Here is a 21,636-nt window from a genome sequence, read left to right as displayed (position 1 = left end):
CCCCGGTCAGTCACCGAGGCCGGGATGGTCCCGGAGCTGCCGGCGCGAGGTGACGCCGAGCTTGCGGAAGATGTTGCGCAGGTGCGCGTCGATGGTGCGCGGGCTGAGGAACAGCCGGGCGGCGACCTCCTTGGAGGTCGCGCCGGTGGCGACCAGCCGGGCGATGTACGCCTCCTGCGCGGTCAGCCGGCCCTGGGCGGGCCGTCCGGACCGGGCGGGGGCCACCTCCCCGGTGGCCCGCAGTTCGTCGGCGGCCCGCCGGGCGAACGCCTCGACGCCCGCCTCCGCCAGCAGTTCGTGCGCGGTGCGCAGATGCGGCCGGCAGTCGCGCCGGCGGCCCTGGCGGCGCAGCCACTCCCCGTACAGCAGATGGGCCCTGGCCAGGTACGGCACCAGCGGGCTCTGGTCCAGGTGCTCGACGGCCTCCCGGTAGTGGTCCTCGACGCCGGTGACCAGGCCGCGCGCGTACGCCGCGATGCCCAGGCCGGTGGCGGTGCCGCCGGCCGCGGTGCGTTCGGTCAGCGACTCCAGGGCGGCGCCGGCCGCCTCGCGCTCACCGCACCGCACCGCCGCCTCGATCAGCTCGGGCAGCGAGAACCCGGCGAGGAACAGGTCGCCGGGTGCGGCGGCCCGCCGGGCCGCGTCCAGCGCGGCCGGGTAGTCGCCCAGGCCGTTGTGGAGCACGGCCGCCGCCCAGTGGGTGTTGGCGACCAGTTGCCCCGAACCGTGCGCCGTGGCCGCCGCGCTGACCGTGTCGAACAGCTCCAGCGCCGCCGCCCGGCGGCCCCGCAGCGCGGCCAGTTGCAGCCGGTGGTACGTCACCGGCGGCCCGCCGGTCGCGTCGGCGAGCGCCGCCTCCTCCACCACGGCGGCCTCCGCCTGCCCGAGGTCGCCGCAGAGCGCGGCGCCGGACACCGTCTGGGCCAGGCCGAGGCGCAGCAGCAGCGGTGCGCCGGACGCGCGGCCGGTCTTCATCAGCCAGTCGGTGATCGCCGCGTGGGTGTGCGGGTCCCACAGTTCGCTGGCGAGGATGACGGCGAGGGCGGGCCGGCTGGTCCACAGCGGGGCCCCGTCGCCGTCCAGGGCCGCGCGCAGCAGCGGGACCGCCGCCCGGTGTCCGTCCCGTTCCAGCCGGATCAGGGCGTCCAGGACGTCGGGGGCACGGGGTACCGGCGGCGCGGACCGGGCGGCGGCCAGCACCGTGTCCATCACCCCGGCGGCCCGGCCGACGACCAGGCTCATCTCCAGGGCGTCCAGGAAGCACTCGCGGGACCGTTCCGGGTCGGAGCCGGCCAGCCGCTGGGCGGCGCGCAGCATGAACAGCGGGCCGTTGCCGTCGTTGTGCCGGGAGAAGGCGAGCCGGCCGCGCAGCAGGTCGACCCGGGCGTGCTGGTCGGTGTCCAGGGCGGTGTTCTCGACCGTGGTGAGCAGTTCGGCGGCGGCGTCGGTGAGTCCGGCTTCCAGTCCGGCCCGGACCGCCGTGAGGGTGCGTTCGGTGCGCTTGGCGGTGTCCAGGGACAGGGCCGCCGCGCGTTCCAGGAAGGCGGCGGCGGCCACCACTCCGCCACGGGCCCGGGCACGGTCGGCGGAGCGTTCCAGTTCGGCGGCGATGTCCTCGTCGGGGCCGGTGCCGGCCTGGGCGCGGTGCCAGGCCCGCCGGTCGGGGTCGTGGACCGGGTCGGTGACCTCGGCCAGCACCCGGTGGGCGGTGTGCCGCAGGGCGGGTGACGCGGCCCGGTAGACGGCGGACCGGGCCAGCGGGTGGCAGAAGCGGACCCGGGTGCCGAACTCGATCAGCCCGGTGCCGGTCGCCGCCGCGCCGGCCGCCGCCGGGTCGAGGTCCAGGCGCCGGGCGGCGGGCCACAGCAGCCCGGGGTCGCCGGTCGGATCGGCGCTCGCGACGGTCAGCAGCAGCCGCGTCGCGTCGGACAGTCCGGCCAGCCTGGCCCGGAACCCGCGCTCGATCCGGGTCGGCACGGACGAGGTGTCCGGCGCGCCGAACCCGCCGGCCCGGGGCAGTTCGAGCAGCGCGAGCGGGTTGCCCCGGGCCTCGGCCAGCAGCCGCCGGTACACCTGGTCGTCGACCGCCACATGCCCCCGCGCGGCCAGCAGCGCCCGCGCGTCGGCATCACCCAGCCCACCGACCGGCAGCACGGGCAGGTCGTCCAACTCGCCCGCCGCCGGAACGGGCAGACGATCCGGCCCGTCCAGCCCGTCCACCGCCGGAACGGGCAGACGATCCGGCCCGTCCAGCCCGTCCACCGCCGGAACAGGCAGACCGCCCGGCCCGTCCAGCCCGCCCGCCGCCGGAACGCGCAGACGGTCCGGCCCGTCCAGCCCGTCCACGGCCGGAGCAGACAGACCGCCCAGCCCACCCACCCCCGAATCAGGCACGCCATCCACTCCACCCACCCCCGGCTGCGACCGGGCCGCGAACACCAGGGCGACCGGTTCGCAGCCGACCCGCCGGGCGACGAAGGTCAGCACCCGCGAGGACGCCGCGTCCAGCCAGTGCGCGTCGTCGATCAGGCACAGCAGTGGCCGTTCGCGGGCCGCGCAGGCCAGCAGCTCCAGGGCCGCCAGGCCGATCCGGAACACGTCCGGCGCCCCGGTGGCCAGCCCGAACGCGTTCCGCAGCGCCGCGCGGTGCCCCTCGGGCAGGCCGGCCAGATGCGGCAGCAGCGGTACGCAGAGCTGGTGCAGGGCGGCGAACGGCAACTCCCGCTCGTACTGCGACCCGGACGCCCGCAGGGTGCGCAGCCCGGCAGCCGACCGCCCGGCGTGCGCCAGTAGCGCGCTCTTGCCGATGCCCGCCTCGCCGCGCAGGACCAGCGCCCCGCCCCGGCCCTCGCGGGCGGCGCCGGTCAGCTCGTCGAGACGGCGCATCTCCGCGTGTCTGCCTATGAGTTGCGCGGAAGGTGGTGCCGACGTCATGGCGCATACGTTAAGGGAGAAGCGGTCACTCAGGCATGTGGTCCGCCTCGTAGGGGCTGCTGACGCCGGTGTAGGCGAGGTGCATGATCATGCCGTCGGCGGCGTGCTCGAAGTTGTGGCAGTGGTCCATCCAGATGCCGGGGTTGTCGGCGGTGAACGCGATCTCGAAGACGTCGCCCGGGGCGACGTTGAGGGTGTCGGTCCACCAGGGGCTGCCGGTGGCGGGCGTGCCGTTGCGGGAGAGCACCTGGATCCGGTGGCCGTGCAGGTGCAGCGGGTGGTCGTTGAAGCCGCGGTGGGCGATCCGCACCTTCACCCGGTCGCCCTCGGTGACCTCCAGGGTGGGCACGGCCGGGTACAGCCGCCCGTTGATCAGGCTGCTGACGAACCCGAACCCGTTCTGGCCGAACCCGAATCCGTCGTCCAGCCGCAGGTCGTACGTACGGTCGTAGGCGACCGGTGCGGCCTCGGTGCCGGTTCCGTAGCTGAGCGGGTCGAAGAGCGTGCCGTCGTCGAGGTCGGCGGGTGGGGCGGTGCCGTCCGGGCTGAGGGCGAGGGCGGCGGTGCCGCCGTCGCCGGAGTAGCCGAGGGTGACCGGCGTGTCCGGCATGGTGAAGGCGATGTCGTAGCGCCCGCCCGCGGCCAGCAGCAGATCGGTGCCCGGATCGACCGGATCGGCACCCCGGACGGTGTTGCCGTCGAGGGCGGTGACGGTGTAGCGAGCACCGCCGACATGTATCCGGCGCGGGTCGGTGGAGCTGTTGACCAGCCGCAGCCGGACCTTCCGGCCCGCGCCGGCGGCGTACCGCGCGGGCCGGTCGGCGCGGTCGAGGGCGGGGACGGCCGAACCGCCCTCGACCGGCCACTCATGGGTGAAGACGGTCCGCTCGATCCCGTCGAAGCGAGCCGCGTCCGGTTCCGTCACGATCAGCGAGCCGAACAGCCCCCGCCGCACGGTGTCCAGGGCCTCCCGGTGGGTGTGGTACCAGAAGGTGCCCGCGCGGTCGGGCACGAACCGGTAGACGTGCCGCTGCCCCGGCCGGACGGCGTCCTGGGTCACCCCGGGCACACCGTCCTCGGCGTTGGGCACGTCGACGCCGTGCCAGTGCAGGGTCACGCCCTCCTCGACATCGAGGTTGACGAGCGTCACCTCGGCCAACTGCCCCCGGGCCACCCGTATCTCGGGCCCGGGCGCGACGCCGTTGAAGGTGAGCGCGGCCACGGTCCGCCCGGAGGCCAGCCGGACCGTCCCATGAGCCGCCGTCAGGGTCACCCGGACATCGGGCTCCCGGTCGCGCGGCCCGGTGAGCTGGTCGACCCCAACCCCGACCCCGACACCGCCCCCGCCCACGGCGTGCTGATGTCCGCCCGGCGCCACCGCGCCCGCCTGCCCGCCGAGCACCAGCGCGACCGCGGGCACCAGCAGGAACACCGCCGACAGCCAGGGCACCCGCGCGGCCCGGGTCCCCGACCGCCGCCACGCGCCGAGGCCGGTGGAGAGCCCGCCGATCATCGCCAGCGCCGCCACCGACCCGACCAGCACGTACCCGGTGTCCTGCGGGCCGAACGGCACGTACAGCCACCAGGCCGACAACGTGACGCCGGCCGCCGCGACCTGGACGGCGGCCCGGCCCGGCCGCCACACCGCCCAGGCCACCGGCAGCGTCGCCAGCGGCACCTGCACGAACAGCCGCGAGTCGGCCAGCAGCAGGCCCCGGCCGAGTACGACGAGCGCGATGACCAGCCGGGCCGCCACCAGGGCCGCGGTGAGGTGCAGCCACCGGCGCGGCCGCCGGTCGGACCGGGCCGCCCGGGCGCCGGCGACGAGGGCGGCGGCCGTCGCCAGCAGGGCGAGGGCGGCGTCTGCGAAGAAGAGGGAGAGGAACACGCGATCACGGTGCTGACCGGCGGCCGACGCCCGCGTCGGCGTCCGCCACCCATCCCGGCCGGCCGCCACCACGTAGGCGGACTTCACCGACGCGAGCGGGCGCGCCACGCCAAGAGGCTGGCCGCCCCGTCGCGTTCGGGATCGATACCCCGAGTTCCGCCACGGCAACCCCATCGAATCGAGTGGCGCACTCAGTTGCGACCAATGACCTAACGCCTGTAGCATTACAGCCGTAAGCAAACAGCCGCAGCACTGACAAGCCCTCAGAGGTACGCCATGAACAGCACCGCCACCACTTCCGTCACCGAGATCGTCCTGCCCGGCAAGGTCGAGCCGGAGGGGCTGGAACTGCGCGTCCGTGAGCTGCCCGCCCCGGCCAAGGGCCAGGTCGTGCTGCGGATGGACGCGACCGGCGTGTGCTTCGCCGAGCAGCAGATGCGGCGCGGCAAGTACTACGACCAGCCGCCGTTCCCCTTCGTGCCCGGCTACGACGTGGTGGGCACGGTGACGGCGGCCGGCCCGGACGTGGACGCGGCGGTGATCGGCCGCCGGTTCGCCGCGGTTACCAAGATCGGCGCGTGGGCCAGTCATCTGCTGGTGGACGCCGTGGACCTGATGCCGGTACCGGACGCGGTGGACGCCGTCGCCGCGGAGACCCTGGTCGTCAACGGCATCACCGCCTGGCAGTTGCTGCACCGCGTCGCCAAGGTGGCCGCCGGCGGCACCGTCGTGGTGCTGGGCGCCAACGGCGGCGTCGGCTCCACCCTGGTCCAACTCGCCCGGCACGCCGGGATCACCGTGATCGGCACCGCCTCCCCGCGCCACCACGACACCGTCACCGCGCTGGGCGCGACCCCGGTCGACTACCGCGACCCGGACCTGTACGCCCGCATCCGCGAACTGGCCCCGGACGGCGTGGACGCGGTCTTCGACCACGTGGGCGGCGACGCGGTGGAGGAGTCCTGGCGGCTGCTGCGCAAGGGCGGCACGCTGGTCTCGTACGGCACCGCGGCCACCAAGGACGAGGACGGCAGCTCGCAGCTGCCGGTGCTGAAGCTGTTCGCCCGGCTCAACGCGTGGAACGCGCTGCCCAACGGCAAGAGCGCGCACTTCTACAACTTCTGGGCGGGCAAGCGCCGTTGCCGCGCCTCCTGGCAGCAGCGGCTGAACGAGGACTTCGCCCAGGTGCTGGGCCTGCTGGCGGACGGCGTCCTGACTCCGCAGATCGCCGCGGAGTTCCCGCTGTCCGAGACCACCGCGGCGCTCACCCTGGCCGAGTCCCGCACCGTCGCCGGCAAGGTCGTCCTCGTCCCCGAGGCGTGACACACCCCCACTCCACCCAGCCCCGGAGGCCCTCCCATGTCCCTCACCACCGCCGTCACCCCGCCCGCCGCCGTCCGCCGGGCCCGCCCGCTCGGCGACGTCGACAACCGCGCCACCTACGTCAGTTTCGGTCTCGCCTACGTACTCGGCCACGGCTCCGCCGCCCTCTCCAAGGGCGGCACGCCGCTGCTCGACCTGCCCGGCTGGCTGCCGATGACCCTGCTCGGCGCCGGGCTCGCCACCGGCACCGTGGTGGCCACCGCCGCCGCCCTGCGCGCCCAGCGCGCCGCCACCGACCCCGCCGAGGTGCTCACCGGCAAACTGCTCGGCGCCGCCTGGGTGACCGCCTTCAGCGCCCTGTTCCTCGCCATCACGGGCCTCGCCGCCACCGTCGACAACCCCGACATCCAGACCCTGCTCTGGCCCACCGGCTCCGGCCTCGTCGTCGGCCTCCTCTACGTCGCCGAGGGCGCCGCCCGCCGCAACGCGCTGCACTACACCCTCGGCACCTGGCTCGCCCTGACCTCCACGGCGGCCCTGCTGCTCGGCAACCCCGGCCTGTACTGGGTCCTCACCCTGGCCGGCGGCGGCGCGTACGCCGTCGCGTCGGTGCTCGAACTCCGCCGCACCGGCACCTCACCTCGAAAGGGAACCACCTGATGACCGCCCGGCACACCCTCCTCCAGGGCCTGGCCCTCGCCGCCCTCGCCACCGCGACGACCCTCACCGCCCCCGCCGCGGCGACCGCCGCCGCCCCCTCCTCCCCCTCCTCCCACTTCCAGCGGTGCGGCGACGTGACCGTCGACAAGAGCGCGCCGGTCGTCAGCCGGGCGAGCGTCCTGATCAAGGCGCCGTTGAAGAAGATCTGGAACCTGCACACCGACATCGACGCGTGGTCCGCCTGGATACCGGAGATCACCCCCGCCGCGAAGCTGACGCCGGGCCCGCTGCGCCCCGGCTCGGTCTTCACGTGGTCCCCGCAGAACATGAAGGTGACCTCGACAGTCACCGAGGTCCGGCGCCTGCGCTGCACCGCGTGGGGCGCGCCCGTCAACGGCATCGACGGCGTCCACCTGTTCACCTTCAAGCCGGTCCGCGGCGGCGTCCTCGCCACCACCGAGGAATCCTGGTCCGGCGCCCCGGTCGAGGCCGACGTCCCCGGCAACCAGGCCGCGCTCGACGCCGGCCTGACCGACTGGATGAACCGGCTCAAGGCGACGGCGGAGTAACACCGCCCGGGTCAGGGCCTCCCGCCGGCGCCGGGAGGCCCGTACCTCAGCGTCCGGCGGCGTACCGCACGAAGCGGGTCCATCCGACCCGGCCGACCGCGAAGTCGGGGCGCGTCACGTCCTTGGAGTCGCGGACGTGGACGGCGTGTGAGGTGACGGCGACTTGCACGCAGCTGTCCCCCTGGCTGCCGCTGTAGCTGGACTTGAACCACGCCAGTTCCGTCGTGCTCATAGTTCCCCTCGGAGTCGCTCCAGCAGACCCCGCGAGTCCTTGGTGTTCAGGGCCTGCGAGCGCAGTGTGTCATAGCGCTGGTAGAGCAGGCCCACCTCTTTCACGTCGGAGATCAGGCGGCCATTCTGCTGCCCTTCGGAATAGGCGAGCCGTTGGCCCTGCGGGGTTTCGAGCAGTTGGAGAGGCCCGTCAAGGCAGGTATGCAACCCGGCCTCCAACGGCACGATCTGAAGAGTCACGTTGCGCGGCGCGGTCAGCTTCAGTACGTGGTCCAAGGACTCCCGCATCTGCTCCGCACCGCCGAACCGCCGCCGGAACACGTGCTCCTCGACGATGAAGCTGAACGGCGTGGCCGGCCGCTCGAAGAGCATCCGCTGGCGTCCCATGCGACGGGCCATGAAGTCTTCGAGCTGCCCGTCCGGAGCCACCGGCAGGCTTCCCTCGAACACGGCCCGGGCGTAATCCTCCGACTGCAACAGCCCTGGAATCACCCGGCACTCGTAGGTACACAGACTCACCGCGTCCCGCTCCAGCAGCGCCCACCGCCGGAACCACGCCGCCAGTCCCACCTCCCCCCGGGCCAGATGCCGCGACGACTTCCGCAGCGCGCCCGTGTTGCCCGTCGCCTCCTCGCCCCGTTCCACGAAGGAGTCGTCCGGCATACGCCGGCCCAACTCCACCGAGGCGACGGTATGTTTGGAGAACCGGACGCGTTGGGCGAACTCGACCCGGCTGAGCCCCGCGTGTTCCCGCAGGGCCTGGACCACGGCCCCGAAGGTCCGCAGACTGCCCGAGGGATCGGGCTCCCGTTCCACGTACTCGTTCACGCGCACCTCCAGATGCGTACGTACCGCGTCCAGGGTGACGAATCGAGCCGCGTACCGCCACCGAACGTGCGCGTACGCTGACTCAGCGTACGCGCACGTTCGGTGCCTGCCGCTCAGCGCAGAGCGGCCTCCCACTCCCGGGCCGGTGACCAGAGCCCGGTGCCGTCCGTGGCGCCGAAGCCACCGCGGTCGGTGCCGCCGGCACCTGTGGGGTTCCAGGACGGCCGGCGATCGTGGTCCGTCCGCTGGAAGCCGACCGTGTAGGTGCGCACCACCGATCCGTTGGCCGACGTCACCGTGATGGTACGGGCGGTGAACCCGGCAGCGGACGACGAGACCGTGTCACTGCCGGTGCTGACCTTCACCCGGGCGCCGGACTCGGCCGCCACCGCACCGACCGCCGGGAGCTTCCCGTTCGTCGGCCAGTCCACGACGTACGTCGACACGGCCGGGTCGAACCCGTCGACCGGCACGCCCCCGACGGTGATCGCGGAGGCGTCCGCGACACTCGCCTTCGTCGCGTCGGAGAAGTTGGTCACCGTCACCGAACCATCGGCGTTCACGACCACGTTCGCCGCCATCGCCGCCGCGAGGTTGATCCGCTGCCAGCTCGCTCCGCCCTCGGCGGTGAGGTCGAGCGGGTAGCCGGAGTCGGTCGCGGTCTGCTCCAGGATCTGCGTGCGCTGCTCGGCGGTCAGCTGCGGGAACGCCGTGATCAGCAGCGCCGCCGCGTCGGACGGGGCGTCCAGCGCCTGGCCGGAGGCGCCGACCTGCGAGAAGCCGTACGTCAGCCGCTGCGTGTACAGGTCGATGTCCTCGGCCGTGCTCAGCCCGGCGTACGGGTCACCCGCGCATTCGGTGAGCGTGTCGCCGTACCCCTTCGCCTCGCACGCCGCGAGCAGCACGTTCTGCATCTCGGTGTGCGCCTGGGTGAGCAGTTTCTCGAACTCGGGGTCCGCCCACCGGTGCGCGACGGTCGCCTGGGCGGTCATCCGGCCGCCCATCACGTCGAGCGGGTAGTGGAAGCCGAGGATGATCCGGTTGTCGCCGTACTCCGAGGCGCGGGCCAGGATCGAGGGGGCCAGCTCCGGCAGCAGCGTGGCGAGGATGGTGCCCGCCTCGAAGCCGCCGTAGGTGTGACCGCTCGGGTACGAGCCCTGGCCGGCCAGGCCGCTGTAGCCGCCGTCCTGCGACTCGTAGATCAGCCCGCCGTCGCCGACGAACCCGAGCCGCACGTAGGGGCGCAGGTAGTCGTAGTACTCCTTCGCCGCGTCGTGGGTGTCGAGGTCCTGGGTGACCCGGCCGAACAGCGCGTTCGTCTTCGGCAGGTCGCCGCCGTTCAGTGCGTCGAGGTAGATCTCGCCGAGCCGGGAGCCGAGGCCGTCGGCCATGGTGACGGTGCCGCTGCTGTTCGCGTCCACCTCGGCCCGGTCGACCTGGGCCTGGGTCGCCGCGTTGTTGACGCGTACGGCGATCTCGTCGTTCTCCGCGGTGAGCTCGTCCGTCTCGGTGTTGGCGCCGAGGATGTCGGTGCCGAGATCGTCTATGCCGCTGAGGAGGTTGTTGAAGTAGTCGCTCCCGTCGTCGGTCTTGGGCCAGGAGTCGGACGCGTAGTCGGCGTCGAGGGTGTCGTCGGGGAAGGGGGAGGGTTCGTAGGCGGCGGGGTCGGCGTCGGTGGTCGTGGCGGCCGTCGTGTCCGAGGTGTCCGGGGTGTCCGAGGTGCCGGCCAGGGTGACCGCCGTGACGGTGGCGCTGTGGGTGCTCGCCTTGCCGCTCGCGGTGAGCCAGGCCGTGTCGGCCGTGCCGGAGGTGTACGCCGTGCTGCCGTCGTCGAGGGTCACCGTGTAGCCGATGAGCGGATGTCCGCCGTCACCGGCCGCGTTCCAGGTCACCCGGACCCGCTTGCCGTCGGTGACCACGCCGGTCACGGTCGGCGCCTGGGGCCGGCTGTCGCCGGTGACCACGGGCTGGGTGGCGGCGCTCGCGGCCGAGGTGCCGACGGCGTTCACCGCGCGGACCCGGGCCGTGTACGACGTGCCGGTCTTCAGCCCGGTGAAGGTCGTCGCCCGGGTGTCCGGGTCCTTGACCCGCACCTGGTGACCGCCGCTGAGGGTGATCTCGTAGCCGGTGACCGCCGAACCGCCGTCGTCCCCGGGCGCGGCCCAGGCGACCTTCACACTCGTGCCGGACGCCGTCACCGACACCGCGTCGGGCACGGCCGGGACGGTCCTGCGCTTCGTCTTCAGGGCCGAGACGGCGCGGTCGAGGGCCTGGTACCGGACGGTCAGGGCCGCGTCCGTCGCCGCGTCGTCCGCGACGGCGGCCTCGGCTGCGGTGAGCGCGGTACTGAACGCCGACCAGGAGGCTTCCGTGTAACGGGCGTTGGTGAGCGCCGAGGCCGTGCTGACCAGGTCCTCCAGCTTCAGCCTCGGCAGCGGGACGAGCTGGTTGGCGGCGAGGGTGAGGCTGCGGGTGCGGGTGTCGACTTCGAGCTGGGTCGCCTGGTCGGCGACGGCCAGCAGGTCGCGAGCGGCGCCGAGTTCACGCTCGTACACCCCGAAGTCGATGGTGCCGTAGCGGTCCGCGTCGTCGGCGAGACCCTCGTACTGCTCGATCGCCTTGCGCAGCGCGGCCGGGTCCGTGCTGGCGGGCGCCTGCACGTGACTGAAGGTGAGCCGGCCGAGGTTGGCGACGTACGGGTGCGAGGAGTCGGCGGTCGTCGTCAGCCGCAGGTGCACGGCGTGCGTGCCGGTGATGCCCTTGGGCAGGGTCAGGCTGGTCGTGCCGCCCGTCGACCACGAGCTGCCGGTGACCGGCAGCGGGACGGTCGCGTACGGCGTACCGGGGCTGTCCGCGTCGAAGGAGTCCAGGTAGAGCTGGACGGCGGAACCGGTGCCGCAGCGGGCGGAGTTGTTGACGTAGCTGATGGTGACGGTGTTCTTGGCCTGACCGGAGCCGCCGAAGTCGATGTCGCCGTAGTCCAGCCAGGCCCCGTCGTAGGTGCCGCCGAGGCTGGTCGCGGAACCCGCGTCGCTCCAGGTGGCCGTCTCGCTCTTCAGCCCGCCGCCGCTGTTCGACTTCCACGCCGTGGCGTCGAGGGCGACCGGGGTGTCGGCGCTCCGCGTCAGGGTGAGGGAGTAGACGTTGGCCACGTAGGGCTGGGCGTCGGTCTGGGTGCTGGAGACGAACGTGGCGTACACGTCCTGGACGCCGGTGAAGACGTCCGGGTCCAGCGGCGCGGTGGTGGTGGCGACGGTGCCCCAGCCGGAGCCGGTGTAGGCGAGCGGGATGTCGACGGTCCGGTCGCCGTCCTTGGCGCCCAGGTGCAGTTCGATGTGCGAGTCGGCGGCCGCGCGGGAGCTGGGCTTGTCGTAGCTGACGGTGACCGTGTCGGCGCCGTCGCCGAGGTCGGTGCCCTGCCACTGGGCAAAGGCGCCGTTGGTGACGTTCTCGAAGATGCCGTTGGACAGCTTGAGCGCGGCCGAACCGTTGCCGGTGGCGGTGGAGTTGGCCGCGCTGAGGGTGGCGAGCGTCGTGCTGGAGCCGGACGAGGGGACCTGATCCGGGGAGAACTGGAACCAGTCGAAGTTCGACACCCACTGCTGCCCGGACGGCGCGTGGAACACGAACGTGACGCCGGCGGCGTCCAGCAGCGCGTCCGGGTCGGTGACGGCCGCCTGGACGGTGGTGTAGTACTGCCAGCCGCCGGTCCCGGGGAGGGAGACGGTGGCGACGACCGGACCGGAGGCGTCCCCGGCGTGGACGTCGACGCTGCTCGATTTCGCGGTCGTGGCCTGCGAGTTGGCGTACCGGACGGAGATGCTCTCCGGGGCGACGCCGCCGAAGTCGAGGCCGGCGTAGCGCACCCATGCCCCCTCGGTGACACCGCCGAGGTCGCCGTCCGAGTAGTACGCCTCACTGACCAGGCTGGGGCCTTCCTTCTGGTCGGGGTCCTCGGCCTGGAGGACGGCGTACCCGCCCTCGTCGAGGGTGAGCGCGTCGATCGCCGACCGCAGGGCGTCGTGCGCGGCCATCAGGGTGGCGGTGGCCGCGTCGCTGTCCGCGAGGGCGGTCCGGGCCCGTTCGAGCGCCGAGCGGAAGACGGTGTAGGAGCCGTCGGAGTAGTTGCCCTCCCGCACCAGGGACGCCTGGTCGGTCAGGTCGCTGAGCGCCGCGCGCTGCACCGCGGCGGCGGAGATGCGCAGCGGGTCGGTCACGGACACACCCGTGCCGGTCACCGACGCGGCCGGGACCTTGTGGGCGAAGGCCGCGTCCCGGAAGGTGAGGCCGAGGCGGACGTCGGTCTCGGTGCTGCCGGTGAGCGTGAGGGTCGCCGTACGGGTGCCGGTGACCCGCAGGTCGGCCGTGACGCCGTCCGGGAGACCCGTGACGGACACCGCCCCGGACCTGGTGAGGCTGGTGCCCTCGCGGGCGGCGAACGTCGCCTTGCCCGACAGGGTGAGCCGTACGCTGTCGTCGACGGTGCCGTCGGCGTCGGTGGCGACGGTGGCCGGACGGGCGGCGAGGACGGACGTGCCCTTGCCCGCCCCGGTGTCACCGTCGTCGGTGCTCGTGCTCAGCGAGTACGCGGGCTCGGTCTTCGCACCCCAGGAGGACGGCTTGGCGCCCATCGTGAAGTCGAGGGTCCCGCCGGCGATGATCTGCGAGTAGTCCAGCCAGGTGTTGTCGAACCGCTTGCCGTTGAGGGTGGCGCGCTGCACGTAGTAGTTGCTGTCCGACACCCCGTCGGCCTTGACGGTGAACGTGCTGCCGTTGCCGTAGGTGATCGTCGTCGAGTCGAAGAACGGGCTGCCGATCTGGAACTGGCTGGATCCGGCGGTCACCGGGAACAGCCCCAGCGCGGCGGCGACGAACATGGTCGACATGGTGCCGGCGTCGTTGTCCATGGTCGGCAGGAAGCCGTCCGGGGCGAGTTCGTACACCTTGTCCTTGACCGGCGGGGTGAACTCGCCGCCCGAGCTGGGCGCCTCGTTGGTCGACCCGGTGGCGATGTACCGGTTCCAGGTCTCCTTGGTGTAGATGGACCGCACCCACTTCTGCGTCAGGCTGGGCTCACCGACGTAATTGAAGAGGTAGGGCGCTTGCAGATCGATCTCGTTGGCGTTGGAGTGCAGCATGGTCGAGCCGTCGTCGGCGGCGGAGTCCTCACCGAACATGTGCTCGATGGCGGCCTTGCCCGCCTCCGTCCCGCCCATCGCCTCGATGAGCCCGTCCATGTCGTAGGCGTCGTACCAGTTGTACTGCCACAGCGTGCCCTGGTAGAGACCGGTCGCCTCGAACTTCTCGTAGTCGACGCTCCCCCAGTCGCCGTTCGCGGCGCGCGGGGTGAGCAGGCCGACCTCGGTGCCGTCGGCGGCCGTCCAGGCGCCGGACTTGACGAGGTTGTCGATGGCCATCGTCGCCTGGGTGCGCAGCTTCGCGGCGTCCGCGTCCTTGCCGAGCGCGTCCGCGATGATCGCCAGCGCCCACTGGTCGTAGCCGCGCTGCACGGTGGTGCCGGGATCACCCGCGACGTACCCCTGCCGCAGCTGCGTGCCGGTGTAGTACCCGACATACGACTTCAGCGCGGGATACGCCTCGTCCAGCCGGTCGAAGCCGTCATACCCCTTGGACAGCGCGTCGGCGATGACGACGGCCAGCCGTTCCCAGCGCACGGTCGGCACCGAGTGGGTCAGGCTGCTGAGGCTCTTTCCGGCGGTGCGGGCGTCGGCGAAGAGGATGACGGCCGACTGCACCATGTCCCGGTAGGTGGCCGGGTCGATGTACGCCTCGACGGAGAACTTGCGGAAGTCGTCCCAGGACGACCAGCCGTCGTAGTACGTGAACCCGTTCGCCTTGTGCACCGCGCCGTCGACACCCCGGTAGGTGCCGCTGGTGCTGGTGGCGTTCACCGGCAGCGCGTACATGCGGTACAGGTGCGTGTAGAACTGCTTGGTCAGCGTCGCGTCCGGGTCGGCCGCCTTGGACGCCTGTACGGCGACGGCACCGAGGGTGCTGTTCCAGGCGGCCTTCGCCGCCGCCCGCGCCTGGTCGAAACCGAGGTCACCGGTCTCGTTGGCCTGGTCGGTGGCGGCCTGCTCGGCGCTGATCGGCGAGAGGGTGACGCGCAGCTCGATGTCGTCGCCGTCGGCCGCGTCGAAGCCGAGAACCGCGCCGGTGTCGGTGCCGTCCTGCGCGGTGGCGCCGGTGAGCTTGCCGTCGCCGCCCCAGGTCTTGAGGGAGGTCACGGGCACGTTGGTCGTGGCGTGGTAGTACAAGCGGTACGAGGCGCCGTTGAACGACCCGGCGATGAGGCCGTCGATCGCCGTGGTGCCGTCCGCCAGCGTCTTGGCGTCCAGGGTGGCGCGGGTACGGCTGGTGAAGTTGTTGGCGAGGTCCAGCACGAGCTGCGGCTTGGACCCGGCGGGGAAGCTGTAGCGCTCCAGCGCCGTGCGCGTCGTCGCCGTCATCTCGGCGTCGATGGTCCCGGCGGGGTCGTCCAGGCCGACCTGGTAGTAACCGGGCGACGCGGTCTCGTCGTCGTGGCTGTACGCGTGCGCGTACGTGCTGGTGGCCGGCCGGCTCTCGTACTCCTCGGAGGTCGGCACGACCAGCAGGTCACCGCCGCCGCCGGAACCGCCGACGCCGTCGAGGTTCGTCGCGGTGAACCCGGCGATGTGGTCCTCGTTGTAGTCGTACCCCGAGTGGTTGCGGTTCGGCGTGGTCATCGGGTTGACCTTGGCCAGCCCGTGCGGCGCCTGCGCACCCGGCAGGTCGTTGCCGTCGTCACCGGCGGTGGCGACGAAGGGGTCGACCAGCGCCGCGTAGTCCTTGCCGCCGGACGCCGCCTGCGGGGCGGCTGCGGCCGTGCCGGCGGTGCCGGTCAACGCGGCGAGGCCGAGGGCGCTGGCTAGCAGGGCGGCGGTGAACCTGGCTGCCCCGGTAGATCTTTGGCGCCTTATGCGCCTTATGGATCTTATCGGTCTTACGAACACGGAACCTCTCCAGCATCGCGATATACGCGCACGCCCGGGCCCCGTCGGGACAACGTTGTCACCATCGCCGCCTCCACCGCGTGCACAACTTCCGCCATCAGATACGGAGTAGTCGTACAACGGGGAAACAGTGCAAGTACAGGGGGTTCAGCGCATCAGCCGACCGTTCTTCACGGCGGTGACGAAGGAGGCCCAGCACGCGCCACCGTCGTACGCCGCGGTCCGCCCCTCCGGAAGGAGCAAGTACCAGACGTCCACTCCCAGGAGACCGTGCAGCCCAGCGCTCTGCGGGAGCACCTGGACGGTCACACCGGGACGCTCCGCTTCGCGATATCGCTCACGGAACTGCGTATGGTCCCCGGCCGCCAGCTCCCACAGGGCCAGCAACAGCCCCTGCGCCGCCGGCCGGTCAAGTGACCGCCGTCCGCTTGACCCTCAGGTCGCGGGCTCGACCGCCACTTCCAGGCGCTCAAGCCCACGCAGCCCGTTGTTGATCAAGGGCTGATGTTGCAGTGTCCGGAACCCGGCGACCCGGTCGGCGAGCCTTTCCAGCAGGGTGCTCATTTCCAGCCGGGCGAGGTGCATGCCGACGCACACGTGCTCGCCCCGGCCGAAGGCGAGGTGGTCCGAGGGGCGGCGGGTAATGTCGAAGCGCGTGGGGTCCGGGTAGTGCCGGTCGTCGCGGTTGGCGCAGGCGTAGAGCAGCGCGACCCGTGACCCGGCGGCCAGCCGGACGCCGCCGATCTCGTGGTCCTCGGTGAGCACCCGGCTGAACTGCGGCACCGGGGTTTCCAGCCGCAGCGACTCGTTGATCGCGTGCGGGATCAACGAGCGGTCCGCGCGCAGCAGTTCCCACTGGTCGGGATGCTGAGCGAAGAGGGCGACCGCGTTGGTGATCGCGAGAATGGTCGTATCCAGGCTGGGGGTGACGTAGTCGAGCATCATGACCGGGCACTTGTCGTGCGGGATCTCGCCACGGTCGGCGGCCTGGTAGAGCTGTGCCGCCCAGCCGTCGGGGCTGATCTTCCCCGGCACGGCGTCCTGCATGGCGAACGCCATGAACTCCGCGACGGCCGGCCCCGCCGCGGCCGCCCGGTGGTCGGCGGGCCCCTGGGTGTTCCAGATGGCCGCGGCCCACTCCAGCATCTTCTCCCGCCCGTGCTCGGGGAGCCCGACCAGATCGGACACCACGGTCATGGGCAGGTACTCCGCCAGTTCGGTGACGACCTCGAACCTCCCCCGGCCGACCAGCCGCTCGACCACCCGATCGGCCTCGGCCTCGATCCGCGGCGTCACCTCGCGCATCCGGTCCGGCCGCAGCGGCCGCCCCAGCACCGAACGCATCGCCGTGTGCTCGGGCGGATCACTGCACAGCGTGATCCCCTCCAGTTGGGCGTTGACGTCCGGATCCACGAACACGCCCCGCGCCGAGGAGAACGTCTGCCAGTCCATCAGCGCGGCACGCACCTCGTCGTAGCGGGGCAGCGCGTAGAGGTCGTAGCGGGACAGGTACACCACGGGTCCGAGAGCCCGGAGTTCGGCATAGATGCCGTACGGGTCGACGCGCGCCGATTCGGTGTAGAGATCGACGTCGCTGACGGGTATGGGGGGCAACTGTTCTCCAGGAGAGGGGCGAAGGTGAAGCACGTACGGCGACGCCCACGTCGTCGCCGCGTCGGGCGGCCCGGCCTCGGTCAGCCGCCCTGGGTGACGGCCGTGGGTGTCCAGTCAGGTGTGCGGCCCGCGAAAGCCAGCAACCGGTCCAGTGCCGGGGCGTCCGGACGCACCGGCACCTCGGGCCCGAACGGCATGCCCGCGCCGCCCCGGTACTCCGGTCTGATCTGGTCGGCGAGCAGCGCGCGCGCCCGCTCGGACGCCGCGCGGTCGGGGCGCCAGGTCTGACCGGTGGCGCGGGCGAGGTCCCAGCCGTGCACCACGGCCTCGGTCAGCAGCATGTCCAGCACGTAGGCACCGGGAAAGGTGCCACCCAGCGCGGGCACCCGCACCGGAACCGCCGCCACGCCACCGGCCAGGGCGGTCCGCACGGCCACCGACAGTTCCTGGACCGCCGCGATCAGGACGTCGGCCCCGTCAGGACCGGCGTACGCCCGGGGATCCGGCCGCCGGTCACCATCGGGATCAGCCAGGACGACGCTGAAGTACCCGGTCCCGCCGAGCAGATGTCCGCGCAGCGAGACCACGTCCAGACCGGCGCACGGCGTCGGCGCCGCGTCCTGCTGGGGAGTCGTCGCACCGATCACCCGCACCAAGTCGTCCAGGACGGGAAGCACCGGATGCGGAGAGGTCGGTTCTGTTTCGTTCGGGCCCACGGGTGAATCCTCCTGCTGCGGCGGAACGTTCGCGTCGGTAAGAACTACGTACGATCGCATACGAGTTCAACCGTGTCGATCATGGCCACCAGGTGCTTTGGCCGGTCAACGCAGGGCCGGGTGCGCACGGGGCGGGCAAACTCGGTGGCAACCCGCAGGCCGACGTCCCGGGCGCCCTGGGCGGTGGCGGCGGCGTCCGAGACCGGAAGGCGCCCTACCGGCGGACCGCCGAGATCAGTCCGCCGGGCCGCTCCTCGCGCTGCGGCGGGGCGCTGAACGGGCGGCCGTAGGCGGCGGCGCACTCGTGCAGGGTGTGGCTGTCGGCCGCCCAGCCGTGCCCGGCCAGCCAGCCCACCGGGTCGTCGGGCATCTCCGAGACCCACATGGACGCCGCCGATCCCGGCCCGGCGTCCGCGCCGAAGCGCTCGATCACGCCGCGCGAGCCCAACGTCAGCCCCATCCGGCTGCCTGCCGCCGACTGAGCGCTGATCCGGGCCAGCAGCAGCTCCACCGCGTCCTCGGGCAGATAGATCAGCAGCCCTTCGGCGATCCACACGGTCGGCACCGCCGGGTCGTGCCCCGCGGCGGCCAGCGCGGCCGGCCAGTCCGCACGCAGATCCGCCGCGACGGTGATCCGCGCGCAGCGCGCGACGGCCCGCTCCTGACGCAGCACCGAAGCCTTGAACTCCAGTGGCGCGGCGGTGTCGACCTCGAACAGCCGGGTGCCCTCTGGCCAGTCCATGCGGAAGGCCCGGCTGTCCATGCCGGCGCCGAGCAGCACGACCTGCCGTACCCCGGACACGGAGGCCCGCCGCAACAGGTCGTCGAGGAACTTCGTCCTGATGACGATGGACAACGACACGGCCAGCCGGCGGCGGCGCGCGGCCTCGTCGCCGGGCGGCGCCGGCGAGGAGGGCCACAGGCCGCCGGCGGCGGCGAAGGCCCGCGCCAGCGGATCGCGGAACAACGCGTCCTCCCGCTCACTCTCCAACGCCCGCACCCGGGCCACCCCCACCGCCGTACCCCACACTCCCGACGGCTGCACCCGCGCCCGCTCCCGCTCATCAGCCACGGCGCCAGCCTAGACGGCCGGCCCCCAGGGGGCACTGATGAGCGAGGCCAGGTTCATGCACAGCCAGCCGGGCTGACACCCCGGATCCCGTCGAGCCGGATGGAGCGCTTCGGTCACTCCAGGTGATCCGGAATCTCCGCGTCGCTGTCCATCCGCGACGCCCAGAACGTCATCGACCCTGAACTAGGTCCTGCACTGGGCGTCGCGGATGGCACCGACGGGGAGACCTGCCTACCGCGGTGCGTAGCCAGGGCGGTCCCGTAGCCGCTGGTCACGGAGCTGGGAGGGTGCGGAAACTGCGTAGCTGTTGAGTTCGCGGTGCCGGTATCGTCCGATCTCGACCCGTGGCACCCGCCCCGCGGCCTATGTGCAGAGAGCGATGCAGATGACCAGCCAGCGAGCGACGACGACCCTGTGGCGCCCCACCGGCCCCAAGGAGCTGGATCTGGTTCGGGAGCTGAATTGGCGTGCCTGGCCACCCCGGCTGCCCGAGCAGCCGATCTTCTACCCGGTCCTCAACGAGGACTACGCGGTCAGGATCGCGCGGGACTGGAACGTGAAGCACGATGGCGCTGGGTTCGTCACTCGTTTCGAGGTCGAGTCGGTGTTCTTGAGCCGGTATCCCGTACAGCGGGCCGGCGGGCGGACGATCCTCGAGCTCTGGGTTCCGGCCGAGGAGTTGGACGACTTCAACGCCCACATCGTCGGCGAGATCCAGGTAGTGCACGAGTTCCGCTGAGGCGCGGAAGTCTGCTGACGGATGCCATGATCTTGGCGTGGCTGGTGTCAGCCCTCGCAGCAGCGGGAGCGACCCATGCAAGTGCGCCGGCCTCGCGGGCACGCGTACCGGTCTGCTCGCCGCCGGCCGTGGCTGCGCGCGTTGGGATGCGGGCCCTCCGCAAGGAAGGACTCCAAGCCGAGCCCACCGTACGGAACCATCCTCGGGCAGGATCGGGCCACCCGCACGCAGCCTCCAGCCCACTCTGCGACCCAGGTCACGGCACATCGACTGAAGCCGCAAGTCAGCGGCCTTTCTCGGCAGGTTCAGGGATCGCGACACACTCCACATGATGGGTCATAGGAAAGACGTCACGTCATGCGAAACACAGAGAAAGAGCAGGTCAGATGCCTCTTTCCGGTTCTTTGGGTGGCCTTTTGGGCCGTCGGAGCGTCAAACGAGCGTCACGCGCAGCCTCGTTACGCGGAAAGGACAACGAACGCTAGCGTCGGACGGTACTCCCAACGGTCTGTGAGGGAGGCTCGGCACCAGCGACCTGACCACGACGTCGTGATCAGGACCATCCTTGGTCCTGCAGGCTACCCTTCGTTTACACCGCTAGGCTGCGGACTCGTGCCCTGGTGAGTGCGACGTAGAGCGAGCGGTGAGCCTCGTCAGCGGGGTCGAGCCCCTTTCGGAGCACGGCGACGTCAGACTCTTCCAGTCTCACCCCGACCCTGTCCCACTCCCTACCCTTCGCCTGGTGGCACGTCAGGCCGGGAACAAGTCGCTCGTGCGCGTCCTCCAGCCGCAAGCGCAGGTTACCGAGCGCCTTGCGGGGTGTCCGCTTCTGGCTCTCCGACGGCTCGAAGTGCGTCTTCGCGACCACGCTCTCCGTCAAGGCGGTCCATACTTCGCCGATGGCGTCCTGGCTCGCCAGGCGCTGAAGAGCAGTCTCTAGGTCCGGACGCAGCCCCTCGAACGTTTCAGCCTCTTCGATGCCCAGTGTGGACCGAGCATCGCTGATAAATGCAGCCGGCAGGCCAAAGGAACTTTGGGTCAGCTCATTCAGGAGCAAGGTGCATACTGCCTCCTGGAACGGTCCTGATGGCTGCTTGACGGCCAGCGGGAGGACGTGAGGGCTCCCGTCCCACAGCGTCTTCCAGCGCCGGGCGAGGACGACTTGGACATCTCGTACCGCACCCGCGGGAAGGGCCACCCGCTCCCTGCGGCGCAGTCGACGTGCCAGTGACGTCTGGTCGGTACTGTCCTGCCACCTGAACGACGTCTGGAGTTCGCGGCGCTCGAATCCCAGTAGCTCGATGACCCGGCGCACGCTCTGCGGACGGGCGCCACGGAAGGCGTAAAGGGCTTGCCAGGGGTCTCCCACCAGAGTGACGGTCAGTCCCGCTTCCGCCGCGATGCGAATGATCTCCACGTCCAGGTCGTTCGCGTCGTAGACCTCGTCGACGAGTAGCGACCTGATCGTCATGGCGAAGTAGGTCGTCACATGGGCGCGGATACGGTCAATGCGGAGGGCCGCGTCCAGGACCTCACGTACGTTCTCGTGCGTGCACTTTCCTTCGTGGACCGCAGTTGCGAAGTCCGCTGGCTTTATGTAGTTGTCCGGCGTCGGCTCAGCTAGGTAGGTGGTGCTGACCTGGGTGCCCATGAGGCGGAGAGCGGGCTTCGCGGTAGTGCGGATGGTGGGGAAGTGTGTCCGCCATGTGTCCAGTACCTCCAGTTCCTCGTGGCCACCTGGCCACTGGAGGACCCCAGACCGCAGGAGGTGGATGAGCAGGTCGTTCAGGACGGTGTCGAGGGTGATGATGCGATGGGGCCACGCCAGGGCTGAAGGACCCCACTGTCGAAGCACGCGGCTACGTATTTCCCCAGTGGCCGAGCGTGTGAAGCTGACCGCCACGACCGCCCGGTGATCGATCGTGCGCGCGAAGCGGTGCAGGCCAAAGCGCTGTTGGGAGACGGTCGTCTTCCCGGATCCGGGAAGCGCCTCTACGTAGACGAGGCGGTGAGGGCTTGCGGCGGTGAGGAGTTGCTCCGGCGTGAGACCGCGCATGCCAGGCCAGC

14 protein-coding genes and 1 pseudogene are annotated in these 21,636 nt (G+C 71.7%); 5 read left to right on the top strand and 10 right to left on the bottom strand.

Annotated features, from left to right (window positions below; genetic code table 11):
* Window positions 1-6: 6 nt before the first annotated feature.
* A complete protein-coding gene (locus AB0G32_RS20930) occupies window positions 7-2,934 on the bottom strand; it encodes a LuxR family transcriptional regulator (RefSeq protein ID WP_361165026.1) in 2,928 nt (975 codons plus the stop codon).
* A gap of 25 nt (window positions 2,935-2,959) precedes the next feature.
* On the bottom strand, window positions 2,960-4,930 hold the full coding sequence (locus AB0G32_RS20925; RefSeq protein ID WP_361165023.1) for a multicopper oxidase family protein: 1,971 nt from the start codon (window positions 4,928-4,930) through the stop codon (window positions 2,960-2,962).
* A gap of 168 nt (window positions 4,931-5,098) precedes the next feature.
* Between AB0G32_RS20925 and AB0G32_RS20920 the strand changes: the two genes are divergently transcribed.
* Genes AB0G32_RS20920 through AB0G32_RS20910 form a run of 3 tightly spaced genes read left to right on the top strand, consistent with a single transcriptional unit; the run spans window position 5,099 to window position 7,374 of the window.
* Window positions 5,099-6,145 carry a medium chain dehydrogenase/reductase family protein gene (locus tag AB0G32_RS20920; RefSeq protein WP_361165020.1) on the top strand — a complete coding sequence of 349 codons (1,047 nt, stop codon included), beginning with the start codon at window positions 5,099-5,101 and terminating at the stop codon, window positions 6,143-6,145.
* A 36-nt stretch (window positions 6,146-6,181) separates the two neighbouring features.
* Entirely contained in the window at window positions 6,182-6,805 is a 624-nt protein-coding gene (locus AB0G32_RS20915) for an ABC transporter permease (protein WP_361165017.1), read from the top strand.
* Window positions 6,805-7,374, top strand: a complete 570-nt coding sequence (locus AB0G32_RS20910; protein ID WP_361165014.1) for an SRPBCC family protein — start codon at window positions 6,805-6,807, stop codon at window positions 7,372-7,374. Before AB0G32_RS20915 ends, AB0G32_RS20910 begins: the two co-directional genes overlap by 1 nt.
* 46 nt (window positions 7,375-7,420) lie before the next feature.
* Here the strand turns inward: AB0G32_RS20910 and AB0G32_RS20905 are convergent, their stop codons facing one another.
* From AB0G32_RS20905 to AB0G32_RS20890, 4 genes and pseudogenes are all read right to left on the bottom strand, one after another.
* The gene (locus AB0G32_RS20905; protein ID WP_361165011.1) at window positions 7,421-7,606 is read right to left on the bottom strand and encodes a DUF397 domain-containing protein; all 186 of its coding nucleotides are present in this window, start codon (window positions 7,604-7,606) and stop codon (window positions 7,421-7,423) included.
* Window positions 7,603-8,439 (bottom strand): helix-turn-helix transcriptional regulator, encoded by an 837-nt coding sequence (locus AB0G32_RS20900; protein WP_361165008.1) that lies wholly within the window; start codon window positions 8,437-8,439, stop codon window positions 7,603-7,605. The genes AB0G32_RS20905 and AB0G32_RS20900 overlap by 4 nt, the downstream gene beginning before the upstream one ends.
* A 107-nt stretch (window positions 8,440-8,546) precedes the next feature.
* Window positions 8,547-15,320 carry a glycoside hydrolase domain-containing protein gene (locus AB0G32_RS20895; RefSeq protein WP_361165005.1) on the bottom strand — a complete coding sequence of 2,258 codons (6,774 nt, stop codon included), beginning with the start codon at window positions 15,318-15,320 and terminating at the stop codon, window positions 8,547-8,549.
* A gap of 318 nt (window positions 15,321-15,638) precedes the next feature.
* Window positions 15,639-15,752 (bottom strand): annotated as a pseudogene (locus AB0G32_RS20890) (XRE family transcriptional regulator); the annotation flags it as partial.
* Between AB0G32_RS20890 and AB0G32_RS20885 the strand changes: the two are divergent.
* Complete coding sequence (locus AB0G32_RS20885) at window positions 15,699-15,845, top strand: hypothetical protein (RefSeq protein WP_361165213.1); 147 nt, start codon at window positions 15,699-15,701, stop codon at window positions 15,843-15,845. The pseudogene AB0G32_RS20890 and the gene AB0G32_RS20885 overlap by 54 nt on opposite strands.
* An 18-nt stretch (window positions 15,846-15,863) precedes the next feature.
* Here AB0G32_RS20885 and AB0G32_RS20880 read toward each other — a convergent pair whose 3' ends face one another.
* The 3 genes from AB0G32_RS20880 to AB0G32_RS20870 all read right to left on the bottom strand — a co-directional run bounded on the left by AB0G32_RS20880 (window position 15,864) and on the right by AB0G32_RS20870 (window position 18,788).
* Window positions 15,864-17,042: a cytochrome P450 gene (locus AB0G32_RS20880; protein ID WP_361165002.1), complete on the bottom strand. Its 1,179-nt coding sequence runs from the start codon at window positions 17,040-17,042 to the stop codon at window positions 15,864-15,866.
* Window positions 17,043-17,122: 80 nt separating this feature from the next.
* A complete protein-coding gene (locus AB0G32_RS20875) occupies window positions 17,123-17,758 on the bottom strand; it encodes a TIGR03086 family metal-binding protein (protein ID WP_361164999.1) in 636 nt (211 codons plus the stop codon).
* A gap of 214 nt (window positions 17,759-17,972) precedes the next feature.
* A complete protein-coding gene (locus AB0G32_RS20870) occupies window positions 17,973-18,788 on the bottom strand; it encodes an SAM-dependent methyltransferase (protein ID WP_361165195.1) in 816 nt (271 codons plus the stop codon).
* A gap of 427 nt (window positions 18,789-19,215) precedes the next feature.
* On the opposite strand from AB0G32_RS20870, the gene AB0G32_RS20865 reads away from it, so the two are divergent.
* Window positions 19,216-19,569, top strand: a complete 354-nt coding sequence (locus AB0G32_RS20865) for a hypothetical protein (RefSeq protein WP_361164996.1) — start codon at window positions 19,216-19,218, stop codon at window positions 19,567-19,569.
* Between the two features lie 589 nt (window positions 19,570-20,158).
* Here the strand turns inward: AB0G32_RS20865 and AB0G32_RS20860 are convergent.
* Window positions 20,159-21,625 carry a UvrD-helicase domain-containing protein gene (locus tag AB0G32_RS20860; protein ID WP_361164993.1) on the bottom strand — a complete coding sequence of 489 codons (1,467 nt, stop codon included), beginning with the start codon at window positions 21,623-21,625 and terminating at the stop codon, window positions 20,159-20,161.
* Between the last annotated feature and the right edge of the window lie 11 nt (window positions 21,626-21,636).

Source organism: Streptomyces sp. NPDC023723 (genome assembly GCF_040639815.1).
GTDB lineage: Bacteria > Actinomycetota > Actinomycetes > Streptomycetales > Streptomycetaceae > Streptomyces.
This window is presented reverse-complemented; position numbering and strand designations above follow the sequence as displayed.

Coding starts and splice junctions, on each gene's coding strand:
- AB0G32_RS20930 (WP_361165026.1), bottom strand. CDS start 2,934: ATGACGTCGGCACCACCTTCCGCGCAACTCATAGGCAGACACGCGGAG.
- AB0G32_RS20920 (WP_361165020.1), top strand. CDS start 5,099: ATGAACAGCACCGCCACCACTTCCGTCACCGAGATCGTCCTGCCCGGC.
- AB0G32_RS20915 (WP_361165017.1), top strand. CDS start 6,182: ATGTCCCTCACCACCGCCGTCACCCCGCCCGCCGCCGTCCGCCGGGCC.
- AB0G32_RS20910 (WP_361165014.1), top strand. CDS start 6,805: ATGACCGCCCGGCACACCCTCCTCCAGGGCCTGGCCCTCGCCGCCCTC.
- AB0G32_RS20905 (WP_361165011.1), bottom strand. CDS start 7,606: ATGAGCACGACGGAACTGGCGTGGTTCAAGTCCAGCTACAGCGGCAGC.
- AB0G32_RS20865 (WP_361164996.1), top strand. CDS start 19,216: ATGACCAGCCAGCGAGCGACGACGACCCTGTGGCGCCCCACCGGCCCC.
- AB0G32_RS20860 (WP_361164993.1), bottom strand. CDS start 21,625: ATGCGCGGTCTCACGCCGGAGCAACTCCTCACCGCCGCAAGCCCTCAC.